The sequence below is a fragment of the Mesorhizobium sp. CAU 1741 genome, from assembly GCF_039839275.1.
GTDB lineage: Bacteria > Pseudomonadota > Alphaproteobacteria > Rhizobiales > Rhizobiaceae > Aerobium.
The window spans coordinates 531,103-545,630 of record NZ_JBDOQP010000001.1 but is presented as its reverse complement, the minus strand read 5'-3'; the positions used below and the strand labels follow the sequence as shown (position 1 = coordinate 545,630).

At 62.8% G+C, this 14,528-nt stretch carries 16 protein-coding genes; 8 read left to right on the top strand and 8 right to left on the bottom strand.

Annotated elements, in window-relative coordinates:
- Positions 1–66 precede the first annotated feature (66 nt).
- The 4 genes from ychF to AAFN84_RS02615 all read left to right on the top strand — a co-directional run bounded on the left by ychF (position 67) and on the right by AAFN84_RS02615 (position 2,650).
- Positions 67–1,170: a redox-regulated ATPase YchF gene (gene ychF, locus AAFN84_RS02630; RefSeq protein WP_347512947.1), complete on the top strand. Its 1,104-nt coding sequence runs from the start codon at positions 67–69 to the stop codon at positions 1,168–1,170.
- Positions 1,171–1,242: 72 nt separating this feature from the next.
- Positions 1,243–1,710 (top strand): MaoC family dehydratase, encoded by a 468-nt coding sequence (locus tag AAFN84_RS02625; RefSeq protein WP_347512945.1) that lies wholly within the window; start codon positions 1,243–1,245, stop codon positions 1,708–1,710.
- Positions 1,707–2,177, top strand: coding sequence for a MaoC family dehydratase (locus tag AAFN84_RS02620; RefSeq protein WP_347512943.1), 471 nt, complete (start codon positions 1,707–1,709; stop codon positions 2,175–2,177). The genes AAFN84_RS02625 and AAFN84_RS02620 overlap by 4 nt, the downstream gene beginning before the upstream one ends.
- A gap of 83 nt (positions 2,178–2,260) precedes the next feature.
- On the top strand, positions 2,261–2,650 hold the full coding sequence (locus AAFN84_RS02615) for an MAPEG family protein (RefSeq protein ID WP_347512941.1): 390 nt from the start codon (positions 2,261–2,263) through the stop codon (positions 2,648–2,650).
- A 21-nt stretch (positions 2,651–2,671) separates the two neighbouring features.
- On the opposite strand, the gene AAFN84_RS02610 is transcribed toward AAFN84_RS02615, so the two are convergent.
- From AAFN84_RS02610 to petA, 4 genes are all read right to left on the bottom strand, one after another.
- A complete protein-coding gene (locus AAFN84_RS02610; RefSeq protein ID WP_347512939.1) occupies positions 2,672–3,217 on the bottom strand; it encodes an adenine phosphoribosyltransferase in 546 nt (181 codons plus the stop codon).
- A gap of 98 nt (positions 3,218–3,315) precedes the next feature.
- Positions 3,316–4,170 (bottom strand): cytochrome c1, encoded by an 855-nt coding sequence (locus AAFN84_RS02605; RefSeq protein ID WP_347512937.1) that lies wholly within the window; start codon positions 4,168–4,170, stop codon positions 3,316–3,318.
- Positions 4,171–4,198: 28 nt separating this feature from the next.
- Complete coding sequence (locus AAFN84_RS02600; protein WP_347512936.1) at positions 4,199–5,503, bottom strand: cytochrome b N-terminal domain-containing protein; 1,305 nt, start codon at positions 5,501–5,503, stop codon at positions 4,199–4,201.
- A gap of 22 nt (positions 5,504–5,525) precedes the next feature.
- Complete coding sequence (petA, locus tag AAFN84_RS02595; protein WP_347512934.1) at positions 5,526–6,113, bottom strand: ubiquinol-cytochrome c reductase iron-sulfur subunit; 588 nt, start codon at positions 6,111–6,113, stop codon at positions 5,526–5,528.
- Positions 6,114–6,375: 262 nt separating this feature from the next.
- On the opposite strand from petA, the gene AAFN84_RS02590 reads away from it, so the two are divergent.
- Positions 6,376–7,383, top strand: coding sequence for a sensor domain-containing diguanylate cyclase (locus tag AAFN84_RS02590; RefSeq protein ID WP_347512933.1), 1,008 nt, complete (start codon positions 6,376–6,378; stop codon positions 7,381–7,383).
- Position 7,384: 1 nt separating this feature from the next.
- On the opposite strand, the gene AAFN84_RS02585 is transcribed toward AAFN84_RS02590, so the two are convergent.
- From AAFN84_RS02585 to AAFN84_RS02575, 3 genes are read right to left on the bottom strand one after another with little or no spacing between them, the layout of a single operon-like run.
- The gene (locus tag AAFN84_RS02585) at positions 7,385–7,714 is read right to left on the bottom strand and encodes a DUF6665 family protein (RefSeq protein WP_347512932.1); all 330 of its coding nucleotides are present in this window, start codon (positions 7,712–7,714) and stop codon (positions 7,385–7,387) included.
- Between the two features lie 5 nt (positions 7,715–7,719).
- On the bottom strand, positions 7,720–9,609 hold the full coding sequence (locus tag AAFN84_RS02580) for an ABC transporter ATP-binding protein (RefSeq protein ID WP_347512931.1): 1,890 nt from the start codon (positions 9,607–9,609) through the stop codon (positions 7,720–7,722).
- Positions 9,606–11,471 carry an ABC transporter ATP-binding protein gene (locus AAFN84_RS02575; protein WP_347512929.1) on the bottom strand — a complete coding sequence of 622 codons (1,866 nt, stop codon included), beginning with the start codon at positions 11,469–11,471 and terminating at the stop codon, positions 9,606–9,608. The genes AAFN84_RS02580 and AAFN84_RS02575 overlap by 4 nt, the downstream gene beginning before the upstream one ends.
- A 650-nt stretch (positions 11,472–12,121) precedes the next feature.
- Between AAFN84_RS02575 and soxR the strand changes: the two genes are divergently transcribed.
- Together soxR and AAFN84_RS02565 are read left to right on the top strand one after the other, a co-directional pair.
- Positions 12,122–12,571 (top strand): redox-sensitive transcriptional activator SoxR, encoded by a 450-nt coding sequence (gene soxR / locus AAFN84_RS02570; protein WP_347512927.1) that lies wholly within the window; start codon positions 12,122–12,124, stop codon positions 12,569–12,571.
- On the top strand, positions 12,568–13,050 hold the full coding sequence (locus AAFN84_RS02565; protein ID WP_347512926.1) for a tRNA (cytidine(34)-2'-O)-methyltransferase: 483 nt from the start codon (positions 12,568–12,570) through the stop codon (positions 13,048–13,050). Before soxR ends, AAFN84_RS02565 begins: the two co-directional genes overlap by 4 nt.
- On the opposite strand, the gene AAFN84_RS02560 is transcribed toward AAFN84_RS02565, so the two are convergent.
- Entirely contained in the window at positions 13,019–13,276 is a 258-nt protein-coding gene (locus AAFN84_RS02560) for a hypothetical protein (RefSeq protein WP_347512925.1), read from the bottom strand. The genes AAFN84_RS02565 and AAFN84_RS02560 overlap by 32 nt on opposite strands.
- Before the next feature lie 117 nt (positions 13,277–13,393).
- Here AAFN84_RS02560 and hemF point away from each other — a divergent pair, with 117 nt between their 5' ends.
- Positions 13,394–14,308: an oxygen-dependent coproporphyrinogen oxidase gene (hemF, locus tag AAFN84_RS02555; RefSeq protein WP_347512924.1), complete on the top strand. Its 915-nt coding sequence runs from the start codon at positions 13,394–13,396 to the stop codon at positions 14,306–14,308.
- Positions 14,309–14,528: the final 220 nt, after the last annotated feature.

Below are 14,528 nucleotides of genomic sequence, written 5' to 3'. Positions count from 1 at the left end.
GGTTGACGCAGCCCGGGCCATTCCCCATAGCCCTGTGCAAATTCGTTCTCCCGATAGGATCATGTCATGGGCTTCAAATGCGGCATCGTTGGGCTTCCCAACGTTGGCAAATCGACGCTTTTCAACGCGCTGACAAAAACGGCCGCGGCACAGGCTGCAAACTACCCCTTCTGCACGATCGAGCCGAACACCGGCGAGGTCGCCGTGCCGGACAGCCGGCTGCACAAGATTGCCGCCATCGCCAAGTCGAAGGAGATCATTCCGACGCGCATCTCCTTCGTGGACATTGCCGGGCTCGTGCGCGGCGCTTCGAAGGGCGAAGGCCTGGGCAACCAGTTCCTCGCCAACATCCGCGAGGTCGACGCCATCGTCCACGTGCTGCGCTGCTTCGAAAACGACGACATCACGCATGTGGAAGGTCGGATCGATCCGGTCGCCGATGCAGAGACTGTCGAGACGGAACTGATGCTCTCCGACCTCGAAAGCCTGGAGCGCCGCGTCTTGCAGTTCCGCAAGCGCGCCACCGGCAAGGAGAAGGAGGCGATGACCGTCCTGCCCGTCATGGAGCAGGCGCTGGCGCTGCTGCAGGAGGGAAAGCCGGTACGCATGATGCTGGCCGGCATTGCAGCCGAAGACCTGACTATTTTGCAAGGCCTGAACCTGCTCACCTCGAAGCCGGTTTTGTATGTCTGCAATGTCGCGGAAGATCAGGCCTCGACCGGAAACGAGCACACCAAGGCCGTCGAGGCCATGGCCGAGACGCAAGGCGCGCGTACAGTCGTCATTTCGGCCGCGATCGAGTCGGAGGTCGCCCAGCTTCCCGACGAGGAAGCCAAGGAATACCTCGACGCGATGGGCCTCGAAGAGCCGGGCCTCGACCGCCTCATCCGCGCCGGCTACGAGTTGCTGAACCTCATCACCTACTTCACCGCAGGCCCCAAGGAAACACGCGCCTGGACGGTCGAAAAGGGTTCGAAGGCGCCGCAGGCCGCCGGCGTCATCCATACCGACTTCGAGCGCGGCTTCATCCGTGCCCAGACGATCGCCTTTAACGACTATGTCACGCTGGGCGGCGAGACGGCGGCCAAGGAAGCCGGCAAGGCCCGCGACGAGGGCAAGGAGTATGTCGTGCAGGACGGCGACGTGCTTTTGTTCAGGTTCAACACCTAGGTCCAGGCTGGTCATTGCATCTGTCAAGCTTAGCCAGCACTATGGCTGTTCAAGATTGAACAGGATTTGCCGATGACCGAAAAGAAGTGGGCGTTCGAGGATTTCGAGGTCGGAACCGTCATCGATCTCGGCAGCAAGCATGTGACGGCGCAGGAAATCATCGCGTTCGCAAGCGAGTTTGATGCCCAGCCGATGCATCTCGACGAGGAAGCCGGCAAGGCCAGCATTCTCGGCGGGCTTGGGGCATCCGGCTGGCACACCTGTTCGATGTTCATGAAGATGATGTGCGACGCGTTCCTGCTTGATTCCACATCGCAGGGCTCGCCCGGCCTCGACTATGTCCGCTGGAAAAAGCCGGTGCTCGCCGGCGACACGCTGACCGGCACGAGCACGATCACGGCGAAGAGGGAGTCGGCATCGCGACCGACCCTGGGCTTCGTCACCGTCACGCACGAGTTGAAGAACCAGGACGGTGAAGTGGTCGCCGAATTGCAGAACATGGGCATGTTCCTGAAGCGCAACGCCGGGGCAGCAGCATGACCCTCGATGAGTTTTTCGGCGTCGGTCGTACCATCACGCTGGGCTCTCACACGTTCAGAGCCGACGAAATCAAGGCGTTCGCGGCAAAGTATGATCCGCAGCCATTCCACATGGACGAGAAACTTGCCGAAGCAAGCGTCTTCGGCAGGCTGTGCGCGTCTGGCTGGCACACCGCCTCCACGTGGATGAAATACAACCTCACGGCGCGTGAGGATGCAGGGGGCGTCACATGGGAAGGCCCGGGGCCGCGCCCGGTATTTGGCCCCTCCCCCGGCTTTCGCAACCTCAAATGGCTGAAGCCCGTCTATGTCGACGAAACGATCACCTTCACCCGCCGCGCCTTGTCCCACCGGGCGCTCGCGTCGAGGCCGGGCTGGCGAGTTCTGACGATCGTCTGCGAGGCCTTCGACAGCACCGGCGACAAGGTGCTCGAATTCGAAAGCGCAGTGCTCATCGAAGCCGGATAGCCTTGCAACGGATGGACGAACCGGTTTCGCGTCTACATGATAGCGCAGTCCTAGTCCCTTCCCTCTCGGAGTCCGTTCCCGCCATGGTCTGGTACATTCTCGCTGCCCTGCTGCTGCTTCTTGGCCAGGCGTTCTATGTCGGAGCGCTGCTCACGCGCCAAGTCGGCCCGGAGAACCAGACAGGACCACGCGACAACCTGCCCGAACCTACGGTGGAACTGGGCCGGGCGCGGCGCGCTTTTGCAAACCTGCAGGAAACCCTGCCGATCTTCCTGACCATCGGACTGCTGATCGTCATCTACGACGTCGGCGGTTGGCTGGTGCAGGCAGGCGGGTTGCTGTTTCTCGCGGGCCGCGTAGCGCATCTCTACTGCTACATGAACGCCCTGTCGCCATGGCGCTCTGTCGCCTTCATGGTATCGCTGCTCGGTATGCTCCTGATGGCCGTCGCGCTCGTGATGGCCATCGTCTGAGCCATACAAGCGCCGCGGCCGTCAGTCGCCCTCGAAACCGATCAGCGTGCGCACTTCGACGCCGAGTGCTTCGAGCCGGGCGCGACCGCCAAGGTCCGGCAGGTCGATGACGAAGCAGGCAGCCTCGATCTGCGCGCCCATCTGCGTGAGCAGCTTGACCGCCGCTTCCGCCGTGCCGCCGGTAGCAATCAGATCGTCAATCAGGATCACCTTCTCGCCGGGTGCGATGGCATCCTTGTGCATCTCCATCTCGTCCAGCCCGTATTCGAGGCTGTAGGCGACCCGCACGGTGTCGTGCGGCAGCTTTCCCTTCTTGCGGATAGGGACGAAGCCCGCCGACATCTGATGCGCGATCGCCCCGCCAAGAATGAACCCACGGGCCTCGATGCCGGCGATCTTGTCGATCTTGGCTCCCGCCCAAGGATGCACGAGTTCGTCGACCGCACGGCGGAAGGCGCGCGCGTTGCCGAGCAACGTTGTGATGTCGCGGAACATGACACCCGGCTTCGGGTAGTCAGGAATCGTCCGGATCGCCGAAAGGAGCGTCTCTTCGAGGGAGGAGTTCATCATGTGCCTCGCGGTTGCCCGCCATTCTTGTACCGGGGACCGAAAAATGGAAAGGGCGGCACGCGGCCGCCCACCAGACTTTCAGGTTGCACCCGGTTTCAGAGGTCGACGTTCGTCCATACCCGGCGCTTTGTGATGTAGACCATCGCCCCGAACAGCGCCAGGAACACGAGCACATTGAAGCCCATGCGCTTGCGATCTTCCATGTGCGGCTCGGCGGCCCACATCAGGAATGCGGCGACGTCGTGCGCATACTGGTCAGCAGTCTCCGGCGTACCGTCTTCATAACCGACTTGCCCGTCCGACAGCGGATTGGGCATGGACAGCGCCGTTCCTGCGATGAAGTGTGGGTTGTAGTGCGTGCCGGGCTGCACCTCGTGACCCTCGGGCGGATCCTGATAACCGGTCAGCAACGACACGATGTAATCCGGGCCGCCTTCGGCGTACTGGGTGAAGATGTCGAAGACGAACGTCGGGAAGCCGCGCTCGACGGCACGCGCCTTGGCGATCAGCGACAGGTCTGGCGGAGCCGCGCCGTTGTTGGCGGCCGCTGCCGCTTCCGTGTTGGGGAATGGCGCCGGGAAGGTGTCTGACGGGATTGCTGGCCGCATGAACATCTCGCCGAACGAGTCAGGACCGTCCTGGACCTCGAATTCGGCAGCCAGCGCCCTCACCTGTGCCTCGGAATAGCCGAGATCCTCGAGCGTGCGGAAAGGTACCCGCGACAGGCTGTGGCAGATCGAGCACGCTTCCCGGTACACCTTCAGGCCGCGCTGGAGCTGGCCCCTGTCATAGGTGCCGAACGGACCTGCAAACGACCAGTCCTGTTCGACCGGCTTGACGAGCGGATAGTGCGGCGTGCCGCCGTGCTCTTCCTCTTCAGCAGCCAGCACGGTCGTCGCCGTCCCGAATGCGATGCCGAGCGCCGCCAGTGCCTTGATGAAAGAATTCATGTTCAAGTCCTTGTCTGCCTTGAGCCGCTCAGCCTTGGGTTTCCGGAGACGCCGTCGCCGCAGCAGGCTGCGCGGATCCGGTTCTCCTGTTCTTCTCGAGCACCGCCTCGGTTATCGAATTCGGCAGACGACGTGGCGTCTCGATCAGCCCCAGCAGAGGCATGACGACGAGGAAGAATGCGAAGTAGAACAGGGTCGATACCTGCATCGCCGGGATGTACCAGCCCTCAGCGGGGCGCGAACCGAGCCAGCCGAGGAAGATCGCGTTGATCATGAACAGCCAGAAGAACAGCTTGTACCAGGGACGATAGACCGCCGAGCGGACCTTGGACGTGTCGAGCCACGGCACGAAGAACAGCACCGCAATGGCGCCGAACATCGCAAGCACGCCGCCGAGCTTCGAGTCGATCGGCCCGATGTTGAAGGTGATCGCGCGCAGGATGGCGTAGAACGGCAGGAAGTACCATTCGGGAACGATGTGCGCCGGCGTCTTCAGCGAGTCCGCCATGATGTAGTTGTCGGCGTGTCCCAGATAGTTGGGAATGTAGAAGACGAAATAGGCGAACATGGCGATGAAGAGGATCATCGCGAAGCCGTCCTTGATCGTCGCGTAGGGCGTGAACGCAACGGTATCGGTCTTCGACTTGACTTCGATGCCCGTCGGGTTGGTCTGGCCGACGACATGCAGCGCCCACACATGCAGCACCACCACGCCGGCGATCATGAACGGCAGCAGATAGTGCAGCGAGAAGAAGCGGTTGAGGGTCGGATTGTCGACGGCGAAGCCGCCCAGAAGCAGCGTCTGGATCCATTCGCCGACCACGGGGATGGCGGTAAAGAAGCCGGTGATCACCGTTGCGCCCCAGAACGACATCTGCCCCCATGGCAGTACGTAGCCCATAAACGCGGTCGCCATCATCAGCAGGTAGATGATTACGCCGAGGATCCACAGCAGTTCGCGCGGCGCCTTGTACGAGCCGTAGTAGAGGCCCCGGAAGATGTGGATGTAGACAGCGATGAAGAACATCGACGCGCCATTGGCGTGCATGTAGCGCAGCAGCCAGCCTGAATTGACGTCGCGCATGATCTTTTCGACCGAGTCGAACGCCAGTTCGGACGATGCGGCGTAATGCATCGCCAGCACGACACCCGTGACGATCTGAACGACCAGCATGATCGAGAGAATGCCGCCGAACGTGTAGGCGTAGTTCAGGTTGCGCGGGACCGGATAGGAAACGAACGAATCATGCACCAGCCGCGGCAACGGCATGCGCGCGTCGATCCAGCGTCCGATTCCGGTCTTGGGCGAATAGGTCGAGTGTCCACCGCTCATGGTCTAAAGCTCTCTCTTTCCCTCAACCGATCCTGATGACCGTATCGGAGATGAATTCGTAGGTGGGAATATGCAGGTTCTGGGGAGCCGGACCGCGGCGGATGCGCCCTGCGGTGTCATAGTGCGACCCGTGGCACGGGCAGAACCAGCCGCCGAAATCGCCGGACTGGCCGAGCGGAACGCAGCCCAGATGGGTGCAGGAACCGACCATGACGATCCAGTTTTCCTTGCCCTCGCCCGCCGAGCGCTCGACGTCGCTTGCCGGGGCGTCGGCGCCGAGATTTTCGTTGCGTGCCAACGGGTCGGGCAGATCGTCGAGGGGCACGGCGCGTGCCTCCTCAAGCTCTTCTTCCGTCCTGTTGCGGATGAAAATCGGCTTGCCGCGCCATTTGGCGGTCACGGACATACCCGGTTCGATGGAGGAAACGTCGACATCCACGGTGGCCAGCGCCAGTGTGGATGCATCCGGACGCATCTGGTCGATGAACGGCCACACGGCTGCACCGGCGCCGACCACGCCGGTCATCGCGGTAGCTATGTAAAGAAAATCGCGGCGGTTATGCTCGCTCGATTCGTTAGCGCTCACGGGCACAGGATCCTTTCGCCTCATTGTTGCCGGAAGGAACCCGCATGACCCTTACGCCCGTCTTGCCCACCACCTCTCGAACTGTGCGTTGGCGGCTGGCGACGGCTGGCAGATTCCCCCTGCATTTGGCGATGGTTTCTATGCGCGCTATCCGCGATTGTCCAGTATCACGAAGGTGCGAGGTCAGATTGTCGCGGGGAGACGTTGCGCCCGGGCTGGGCTGCATCCGCAGATTGGCCGTCGGCGGAGAAACCTCACCTTAAGGCTGTCGTGCGACAATGACGCCATGAGCACGATCTTCGCGAGCCTCGCGGCGTTTGCCGTGGTTGTCTTCACCGTCTTCGCGGCCTGGAGGCGCTACCGCGCGCTCGCGGTAAGAATTGAGTCGCTCGAAACGCAGGCCGGCTGGTACCACGACGCGCTGAGGATCGCCGGCGCTGGCGTCTGGAACTGGCACATCCAGGACGATCAGTGGAATTGGGTCGAGGACACACGCCGGCCCCGCGGTTCCACCCTCAGCTACCCGGTCGCGATGAGCGATGATTTCCACACCTTCCTTCATCCCGACGACAGGGAGCGCTACCTGGCCATCGAAGACGCTTGCCGGATGGGCCAGGAATCATACGTTGTCGACTACAGGTACATGCTTGCTGAAGGCGAAACGCGTTGGCTGCGCGATATCGCGCACCGCAGCGCCGACAATGGCAGCGGCTCACCGGTCATGGTCGGCATAACGCTCGACATTACGGAGGAAAAGCTGCGCGCCCTCGACAGCGAACGCCAGTCCGGAGAAGACGAACTGACCGGATTGCCGAACCGCCGCAGCCTTCTGGATCATCTGGCCCAACGGGTCGGCGCCGGCTTGCCGCTGGCTCTCGCATTCATCGACCTCAACGGCTTCAAGACACTCAACGACCGGCACGGCCACGCGTCGGGTGACATGTGCCTGGGGCTGCTTGGCAGGAACCTCACCGCGCGGCTTGCCAAAGGCGAATTCGCCGCGCGCCTGGGCGGCGACGAATTCGTCATCATCGTGCAAGGCGACGACGAGGACGCGGCCATCGCCCGCGTCGAAGATCTGGTCAGCGATGCGCTTTTGGTGGCAAATGCCGCGGTCAAGGCACGTGTCGGCGCGGCGATCGGCATGGCCTTCTTCCCCCGCCAGGCATCGACCAGCCAGGAACTGCTGTCCGCCGCGGACCAGGCGATGTATCTGGCCAAGGCGACCGGAAGGCCGATCGAAATCCGCACGCTTGACGGCGAGAGTCCCAACGGCCGGCGACGGAGCGCCTGACCTAGACCGCCCCGAGCCTCACCAGAACCTCGCGCGGTATCGCATAGTCTCGGATCGCGTCCTGCTGCCGGCGCAGGCCGCACAGCTCGCGCTGGATGAAATACGCATAGACGGCATCGGCTGCCGCCTTGAGAAGTGCCGGTCGCTCGGCAGCATCGGCGCTGCATTCGTTAAGTCTGGCCAGGGAGACTTCCACCCGTTCCCCTGCCCTGCCCAGCGCAGCCGCCTTCTCGCCTGCGATTTCGTGCTCGATTGGGTTCGGCCCGCTTTCACCCGTAGCGCCGGCAGCACCTGCGGAGGGTGAATATCGAGCCGGAGGGCGCAGTGTCATGGTCGCTATTCCGCCGCCAGGCTGGACGCGAGGAAGCCACCTGACTGCCGCTTCCAAAGCTGTGCATAGAGCCCGTCGCGCGCGATCAAATCCTCATGCGAGCCCTCCTCGACGATACGGCCCTCGTCGATCACCACGAGCCGGTCGAGCGCGGCGATTGTCGACAGCCGGTGCGCGACCGCCACCACCGTCTTGCCTTCCATCAGGCGATAGAGGTTCTCCTGGATCGCGGCCTCGATTTCGGAATCGAGCGCCGACGTCGCTTCGTCCAGAATCAGTATCGGGGCATTCTTGAGCATCATCCGGGCGATGGCGATGCGCTGGCGCTGGCCGCCCGAAAGCTTGACGCCGCGCTCGCCGACATGGGCATCATAGCCCTTGCGCCCCTTGGGATCGGTCACGCCGGCGATGAAGTCGTGCGCCGCGGCCCGCTTCGCCGCCTCGACAATCTCCTCGTCGGTGGCCCCAGGCTTGCCATAGGCGATGTTGTCGCGGATGGAGCGGTGCATCAGCAGCGGATCCTGCGCGACGACACCGAACTGCGCCCGCAGCGATGCCTGCGTCACGTCGCGGATATCCGTACCGTCGAGCAGGATGCGCCCGCCCTGGATATCGAAAAGGCGCAGTGCGAGATTGACCACCGTGGTCTTGCCTGCACCTGACGGCCCGACCAGCGCGACGCGCTCACCCGGCTTGATATGCAGGTTAAGGTGCTCGATGACGCCGCTGGTCTTGCCATAATGAAACGAGACGTCGTCGAATTTCAGGTCGCCCACGGCGCGCGGCATGATCTTGGCGTCCGGTGCATCGCGCAGTTCCGCCTGCACCGAGATCGTTCCGGTTGCATCCTGCACGGTGGCGAAGGAGCGGATCAGCCCGTTGATGTTGAACATCATGTAGCCGGACATCTGGTTGAGCCGGAAGACCAGGCCCATCGCGGCGGCAATCTCGCCCGTCGTGGCGGCGCCTGCCATCCAGCCACGCAAGGCCAGCCAGAACACCGCGGCCATCATGAACCCGTTGATGATCGCCACCGCGGAGCGCACGCTCGTGATCGAACGGGTCAGGTCCTTTACGGCGCCGAGATAGCGCTCCATGCCGTCGCGCACGAAATCATTCTCGCGGTGGCCGCTATCGAACAGCTTGACGGCCATGATGTTGGTGAAGGCGTCGACAAGCCGGCCATTAAGGATCGAGCGTTCGTCCGCGCTTCGGCGACCGGCGGCGCGCAGGGGCGGCAGCAACAACCGTGCGGCGACGAGATAGGCACCGATCCAGACGGCCAGGACCAGACCCATCAGCGGGTCGAGCATGACGAGGATCGTGCCGGCCAGCACGAGAAATGACAGGAAACCCCACATCGTCTGCAGGGTGGAGATGATGAAATCACCCGTGGCTTCGCCGCCCTGCAGGATCTTGGTGGCGATACGGCCCGCGAAATCGTTCTGATAGAACGAATAAGGCTGCTCGATCACTCGCTTGAACGACTGCCATCGCACGAGCTGGTAGAAGCTGGGCACGATGATTTGCTGCTCGACGAGCGAGTTGGCGATCATGATCGCCGCCCGGATGACCAGCACCAGGGCGAGGAACGCGACGATCTCCCACCAGTGATCGGTCAGCAACTGCGTCGGGGATGCGTTCTCGAGCAGATCGATCATCCACCCCAGAGACCAGTAAAGCGCGGCATCCACTGCGCCCGACAGGCCGCCGACGATGAGCAGCAGGATGAACGGCCCCTTCGCCTGCCGGGCGAAGAACAGGATGAACTGCCACGCGTCGCGTGGCAGCACTTCTCGCTCCGTATCGGCGAAAGGTTCAATGACGCCCTCCGCCTTGCGCCAGATGCGCTCGGCGAAGCCGTCATCCTTGCGTTCTTCCTCGATGGTGCTCATTCGGCCGCGATTTCCTTCTCCGGCTCGGCAGCGTCGTCGTGAAGGAGGAATCCGCCCGACTGCCTCTGCCATAACTGGGCATAGAGCCCACCGCTGGCAAGAAGTTCGTCATGGGTTCCCTCCTCGATCACCCGGCCCTTGTCCATGATGACAAGCCGGTCCATGGCCGCGATGGTCGACAGCCGGTGGGCGATCGCGATCACCGTCTTGCCTTCCATCAGCCGGTAGAGGTTCTGCTGGATCGCCTCCTCCACCTCCGAGTCGAGCGCCGATGTCGCTTCGTCGAGGATCAGGATCGGTGCATCCTTGAGCATCACCCGCGCGATGGCGACCCGCTGGCGCTGGCCTCCCGAAAGCTTCACGCCGCGCTCGCCGACATGGGCGTCGAAGCCCCTGCGGCCCTTCGGATCGGAAAGCCCGCCGATGAACTCCAGCGCTTCGGCCCGCCGCGCAGCCTCGGTGACCATCTCGTCGGTCGCATCGGGGCGGCCATAGCGGATGTTGTCGCTCACCGAACGGTGCAGCAAGGACGTGTCCTGGGTCACGACGCCGATATGTGCCCGCAGCGAATCCTGCGTGACGGCCGATATGTCCTGCCCGTCGATCGTTACCCTGCCGCCTTCGATGTCGTAGAAGCGCAGCAGGATGTTGACGAGCGTCGACTTTCCGGCCCCGGAGCGCCCGACGATGCCGACCTTCTCGCCGGGCCTGATGGTCAGCGTCAGGTCCTCGATCACGCTCTTCGTCTTGCCGTAGTGGAACCGGACATGGTCGAAACTGATCTCGCCCTTGTCGACGACGATCTCGTTGGCGCTCGGCTTGTCCTCGACCAGGCGCGGCATCGAAATTGAGCGTATGCCGTCCTGGACCGTCCCGATATTCTCGAACAGGCCCGAGACCTCCCACATGATCCACTGTGACATGCCCCATAGCCGCAGGACGAGGCCAAGCGCGACGGCGACCGCGCCGATGCTGATCGCACTGCCCAGCCAGAGCCAGATCGAAAGTGCGGCGATCGCCGCCAGGAGCAGGGAATTGAGGAAGTACAGTGTGCCGTAGAGCCCCGTCACCAGGCGCATCATGCGATGCACGGTGTCGAGAAAATCCGACATGCCTTCTTTGGCGAACGAGGCTTCCCGCTGCGCATGGCTGAAGAGCTTTACCGTTTGGATGTTGGCATAGCTGTCGACGACGCGGCCAGTCATGATGGCGCGTGCGTCGGCCTGCTCCTCCGACACCTTGCCGAGGCGGGGAATGTAGTAATAGAGCAGCCCCATATAGGCGAGCAGCCAGACACCCAGAGGCAATGCCAGCCGCCAGTCGGCCGACCCGACGAGAAGCAGCACGCCGACGAAGTAGACGACCACGTAGTTCAGCACGTCGATGAGCTTGATGACGCATTCGCGCACGGCTAGCGCCGTTTGCATCAGCTTGGTGGCGATGCGGCCCGCGAACTCGTCCTGATAGAACGTCATCGACTGCTTGAGCAGGTAGCGATGGACCTGCCAGCGGATGCGCATCGGGAAATTGCCGAACAGCGACTGGTGGTTGAGCCATGAGTTGAACAGCACGATCGCCGGCAGCAGCACGAGCACCACGAATGCCATTCCGGCAAGCGTCCAGCCTTCCGTCTGCAGGAATGTCTCGCGGTCCTGTTCGGACAGCCAGTCGACGATATTGCCGAGGAAGCCGAACATCCACACTTCGGTCAACGCGATGATCGCGGTGAAGATGGCCGATACGATGATCAGCCGCCACGAGCCTTTGGTGTAATGCATGCAGAACGCGACGAGCGTCCGCGGCGGCTCAACCGGCTCTTCGGGCGGAAACGGGGGCAGCAGGGATTCAAACCAGCGGTACATGATGAAATTCTCTTTGCGTCTTGGTCACTTGTGCCCGCTGCGCGGGCCGATATGGATTGCTGCCGAACAACCCGCGTGAAGGCGGCCTGGCATTGCGGCCTTGGCCTGCCTCACCACCTTCTGCCCCGATTGTGTGACGGGAAGCGGAAGATGCGCCTGGGCGGGCCTCGCGCCAAGCGTGTTCCTGAAGGCTGCTGACAGGCTGTCGTCAGGATGTGGTTCGACGGCGTCCGGAATGATGGCTGAGGGGCGGACGAAGCGCCCAGATTTGATACCGGATGGCATGGTGCGATTCCTCGAATGCTCGGAACGGAAACTCCGGCGGAATCGGGACCATGCTTATGAAGTCAGGAGAAAGGTCGAACCGAAACCGCCGTCAGGGCAGAAGCCTGATGCGCATGCGCAACGAGGCGTAGCAAAGTACAAAATCCATTACTGCCTCCTGCGATCCGGGTTGACGAGGCGTGGTCTATACGCCGGCCCGGGAGAAAAATCCATCCTTGATCGCATCACGGTTTTCCGATGGATGTTTCATGTGACTTGGCAGCAACGGAAATCGGAGCATCGCACCTCCTTTACATGGAATTTGCGCGGACCCTAAAAATTCAAGTGCACTTGAAGTCAAGCGCTCGATGTGGCTTGATTTGCGGATGAATACGATGCTGACGATCAACCACGTGTCGCGCCGAAGCGGCGTTGCGGCTTCAGCGCTTCGCTACTACGAGGAGCGCGGGCTGATCGCCTCGCAACGCGCAGCGTCGGGCCATCGCCGTTATCATCGCGCCGCGCTGCGGCGCATCGCCTTCATCGTCTTCGCCCAGAGGGTCGGCTTGAGCCTGGAGGAGATCGGCCGCGAACTGGCCAAACTCCCCGAAGATCGCGTGCCGTCGCGCCAGGATTGGTCGAAACTGTCGGCCGGCTGGATGGAGCGGATAGACCGGCGCATCGCCGAACTGGAGAGGCTGAAGGACGGTCTTACGGGTTGCATCGGCTGCGGCTGTCTTTCGCTCAATCGCTGCAAGCTGGTGAATCCGCACGACAGCGCCGCAAACGCCGGACCCGGCCCGCGATACTGGCTCGGAGACGAGAAGGCGCCATGACGGCATCGCTTCGCGTTGCGCTCTACCAGCCCGACATCCCTGGCAATACGGGCTCGATCCTGCGCATGGCCGCATGCCTCGGCGTGGCGGTCGACATCATCGAACCGGCGGGCTTCGACATGTCAGACCGGGCGCTCAAACGGGCGGGCATGGATTATCTTGAAATGGCGGCGCTTACCCGCCACGTTTCGTGGCAGGCCTTCGACGACTGGCGGACGCATGAACAGCGACGCCTCGTGCTTTTCAGCACCAGGGCCACCCTGCCCTACACGCGGTTCGAATTTGCCGACGGCGACGTGCTGCTGTTCGGCCGCGAGTCGGCCGGCGTGCCCGACGACGTCCATGCCCGCGCTGATTCGCGCCTGCTGGTTCCGATGCGTCCAGGTGCCCGCAGCCTCAATCTGGCACTAACCGCGGCAATGGCGGTCGGCGAGGCGATCCGGCAGGTCAGTCCGCCGTCGGAAGGCGTCGGATTGTGAATTCGATGACGTCGTCGGGGCGCTCGCACCAGCTTTCGATCTCGGTCCAGTAAGCCTGCTTAGGCCAGCGGTCGAACCACTCGCGCGCCTTCGCCCGCGCGTCGGCGCGAGGCAGCATGAAGGTCTCGCGGACGAAGCCGTCGCGACTCTTTCGGCTCGGCTCGTTGCGCTGCCTGTCGAGGCTGCGCTTGAGGCTGTCGAGCGGTGGTCTTGCCGGAACGCGCATCGCAACTCCCCCGGAAAGTCCTTGACCCTCCGAAACAACAGATTAGGGATCGGCGCGAGAATTGACGAGTCCTTTTGCCATCGCCCAGCGGGCTGATACGGCTACACGGAGAATTCGATGCAGCGTCCAGACCTTCCCGCCGGCCTGCCGGAAGGGATCGAGGAGAAGAAGGAAGCGGCTAGGGCCTGGTTCGAGGACTTGCGCGACCGCATCTGCGACACGTTCGAGAAGATCGAGGACGAACTGACCGGCCCGCAGGTTGGGTGGGCGCCTGGACGGTTTGAGCGCACCCCATGGGAGCGCGACGGCGGCAAGGGTGGCGGCGGTGTCATGTCGATGATGTCGGGGCGCGTGTTCGAGAAGGTCGGCGTGCACGTTTCCACGGTACATGGTGAGTTTTCGCCGGAATTCCGCAGCCAGATCCCCGGCGCCGAGGAAGACCCGCGCTTCTGGGCGTCCGGCATATCGCTGATCGCGCACCCGCAAAATCCGAACGTGCCGGCCGTGCACATGAACACCCGCATGGTGGTCACGACGCGCCAGTGGTTTGGCGGCGGCGCAGACCTGACGCCCGTACTGGAACGCCGACGCACCCAGGACGACCCCGATACGATGGCCTTCCACAAGGCGATGAAGTTCGTCTGCGACCGTCATTCGGACGTCGCCGACTACGACAGGCTGAAGAAATGGTGCGACGACTATTTCTTCCTGCCGCACCGCAACGAACCGCGAGGCGTCGGCGGCATCTTCTACGACTGGCTCAAGTCACCGCAGGAGCGAGGCGGCTGGGACGCCGACTTCCGTTTCACGCAGGAGGTCGGTCGCACGTTCCAGATCGTCTACAACCACATCGTTCGGCGCAATTTCAACGAGAACTGGACCGAGGCGGACCGCGAGGAACAGCTTATCCGGCGCGGCCGCTATGTGGAGTTCAACCTCCTCTACGATCGCGGCACGATCTTCGGGCTGAAGACCGGCGGCAACGTCAACTCGATCCTGTCGAGCATGCCGCCCGAAGTGAAGTGGCCCTGATCAGCGACTGCAGTCTTCCTGGTGGCGCGGCAGCATCTCATGGATGATCGGCAAGTCGGCGAGCTGGTTTGGAGTCATTGTCCTCAGAACCGGATGCGACAGCGGATCGCGGCGCCAGCAGCCGGGATCGACGGGTGCGCCTAACCGCTTGCCTGACCGCACGATAGTCAAGATAATCTGAAGCATTTCGCAACCCTCAATGTGTCGGCTCGGCAAGAAC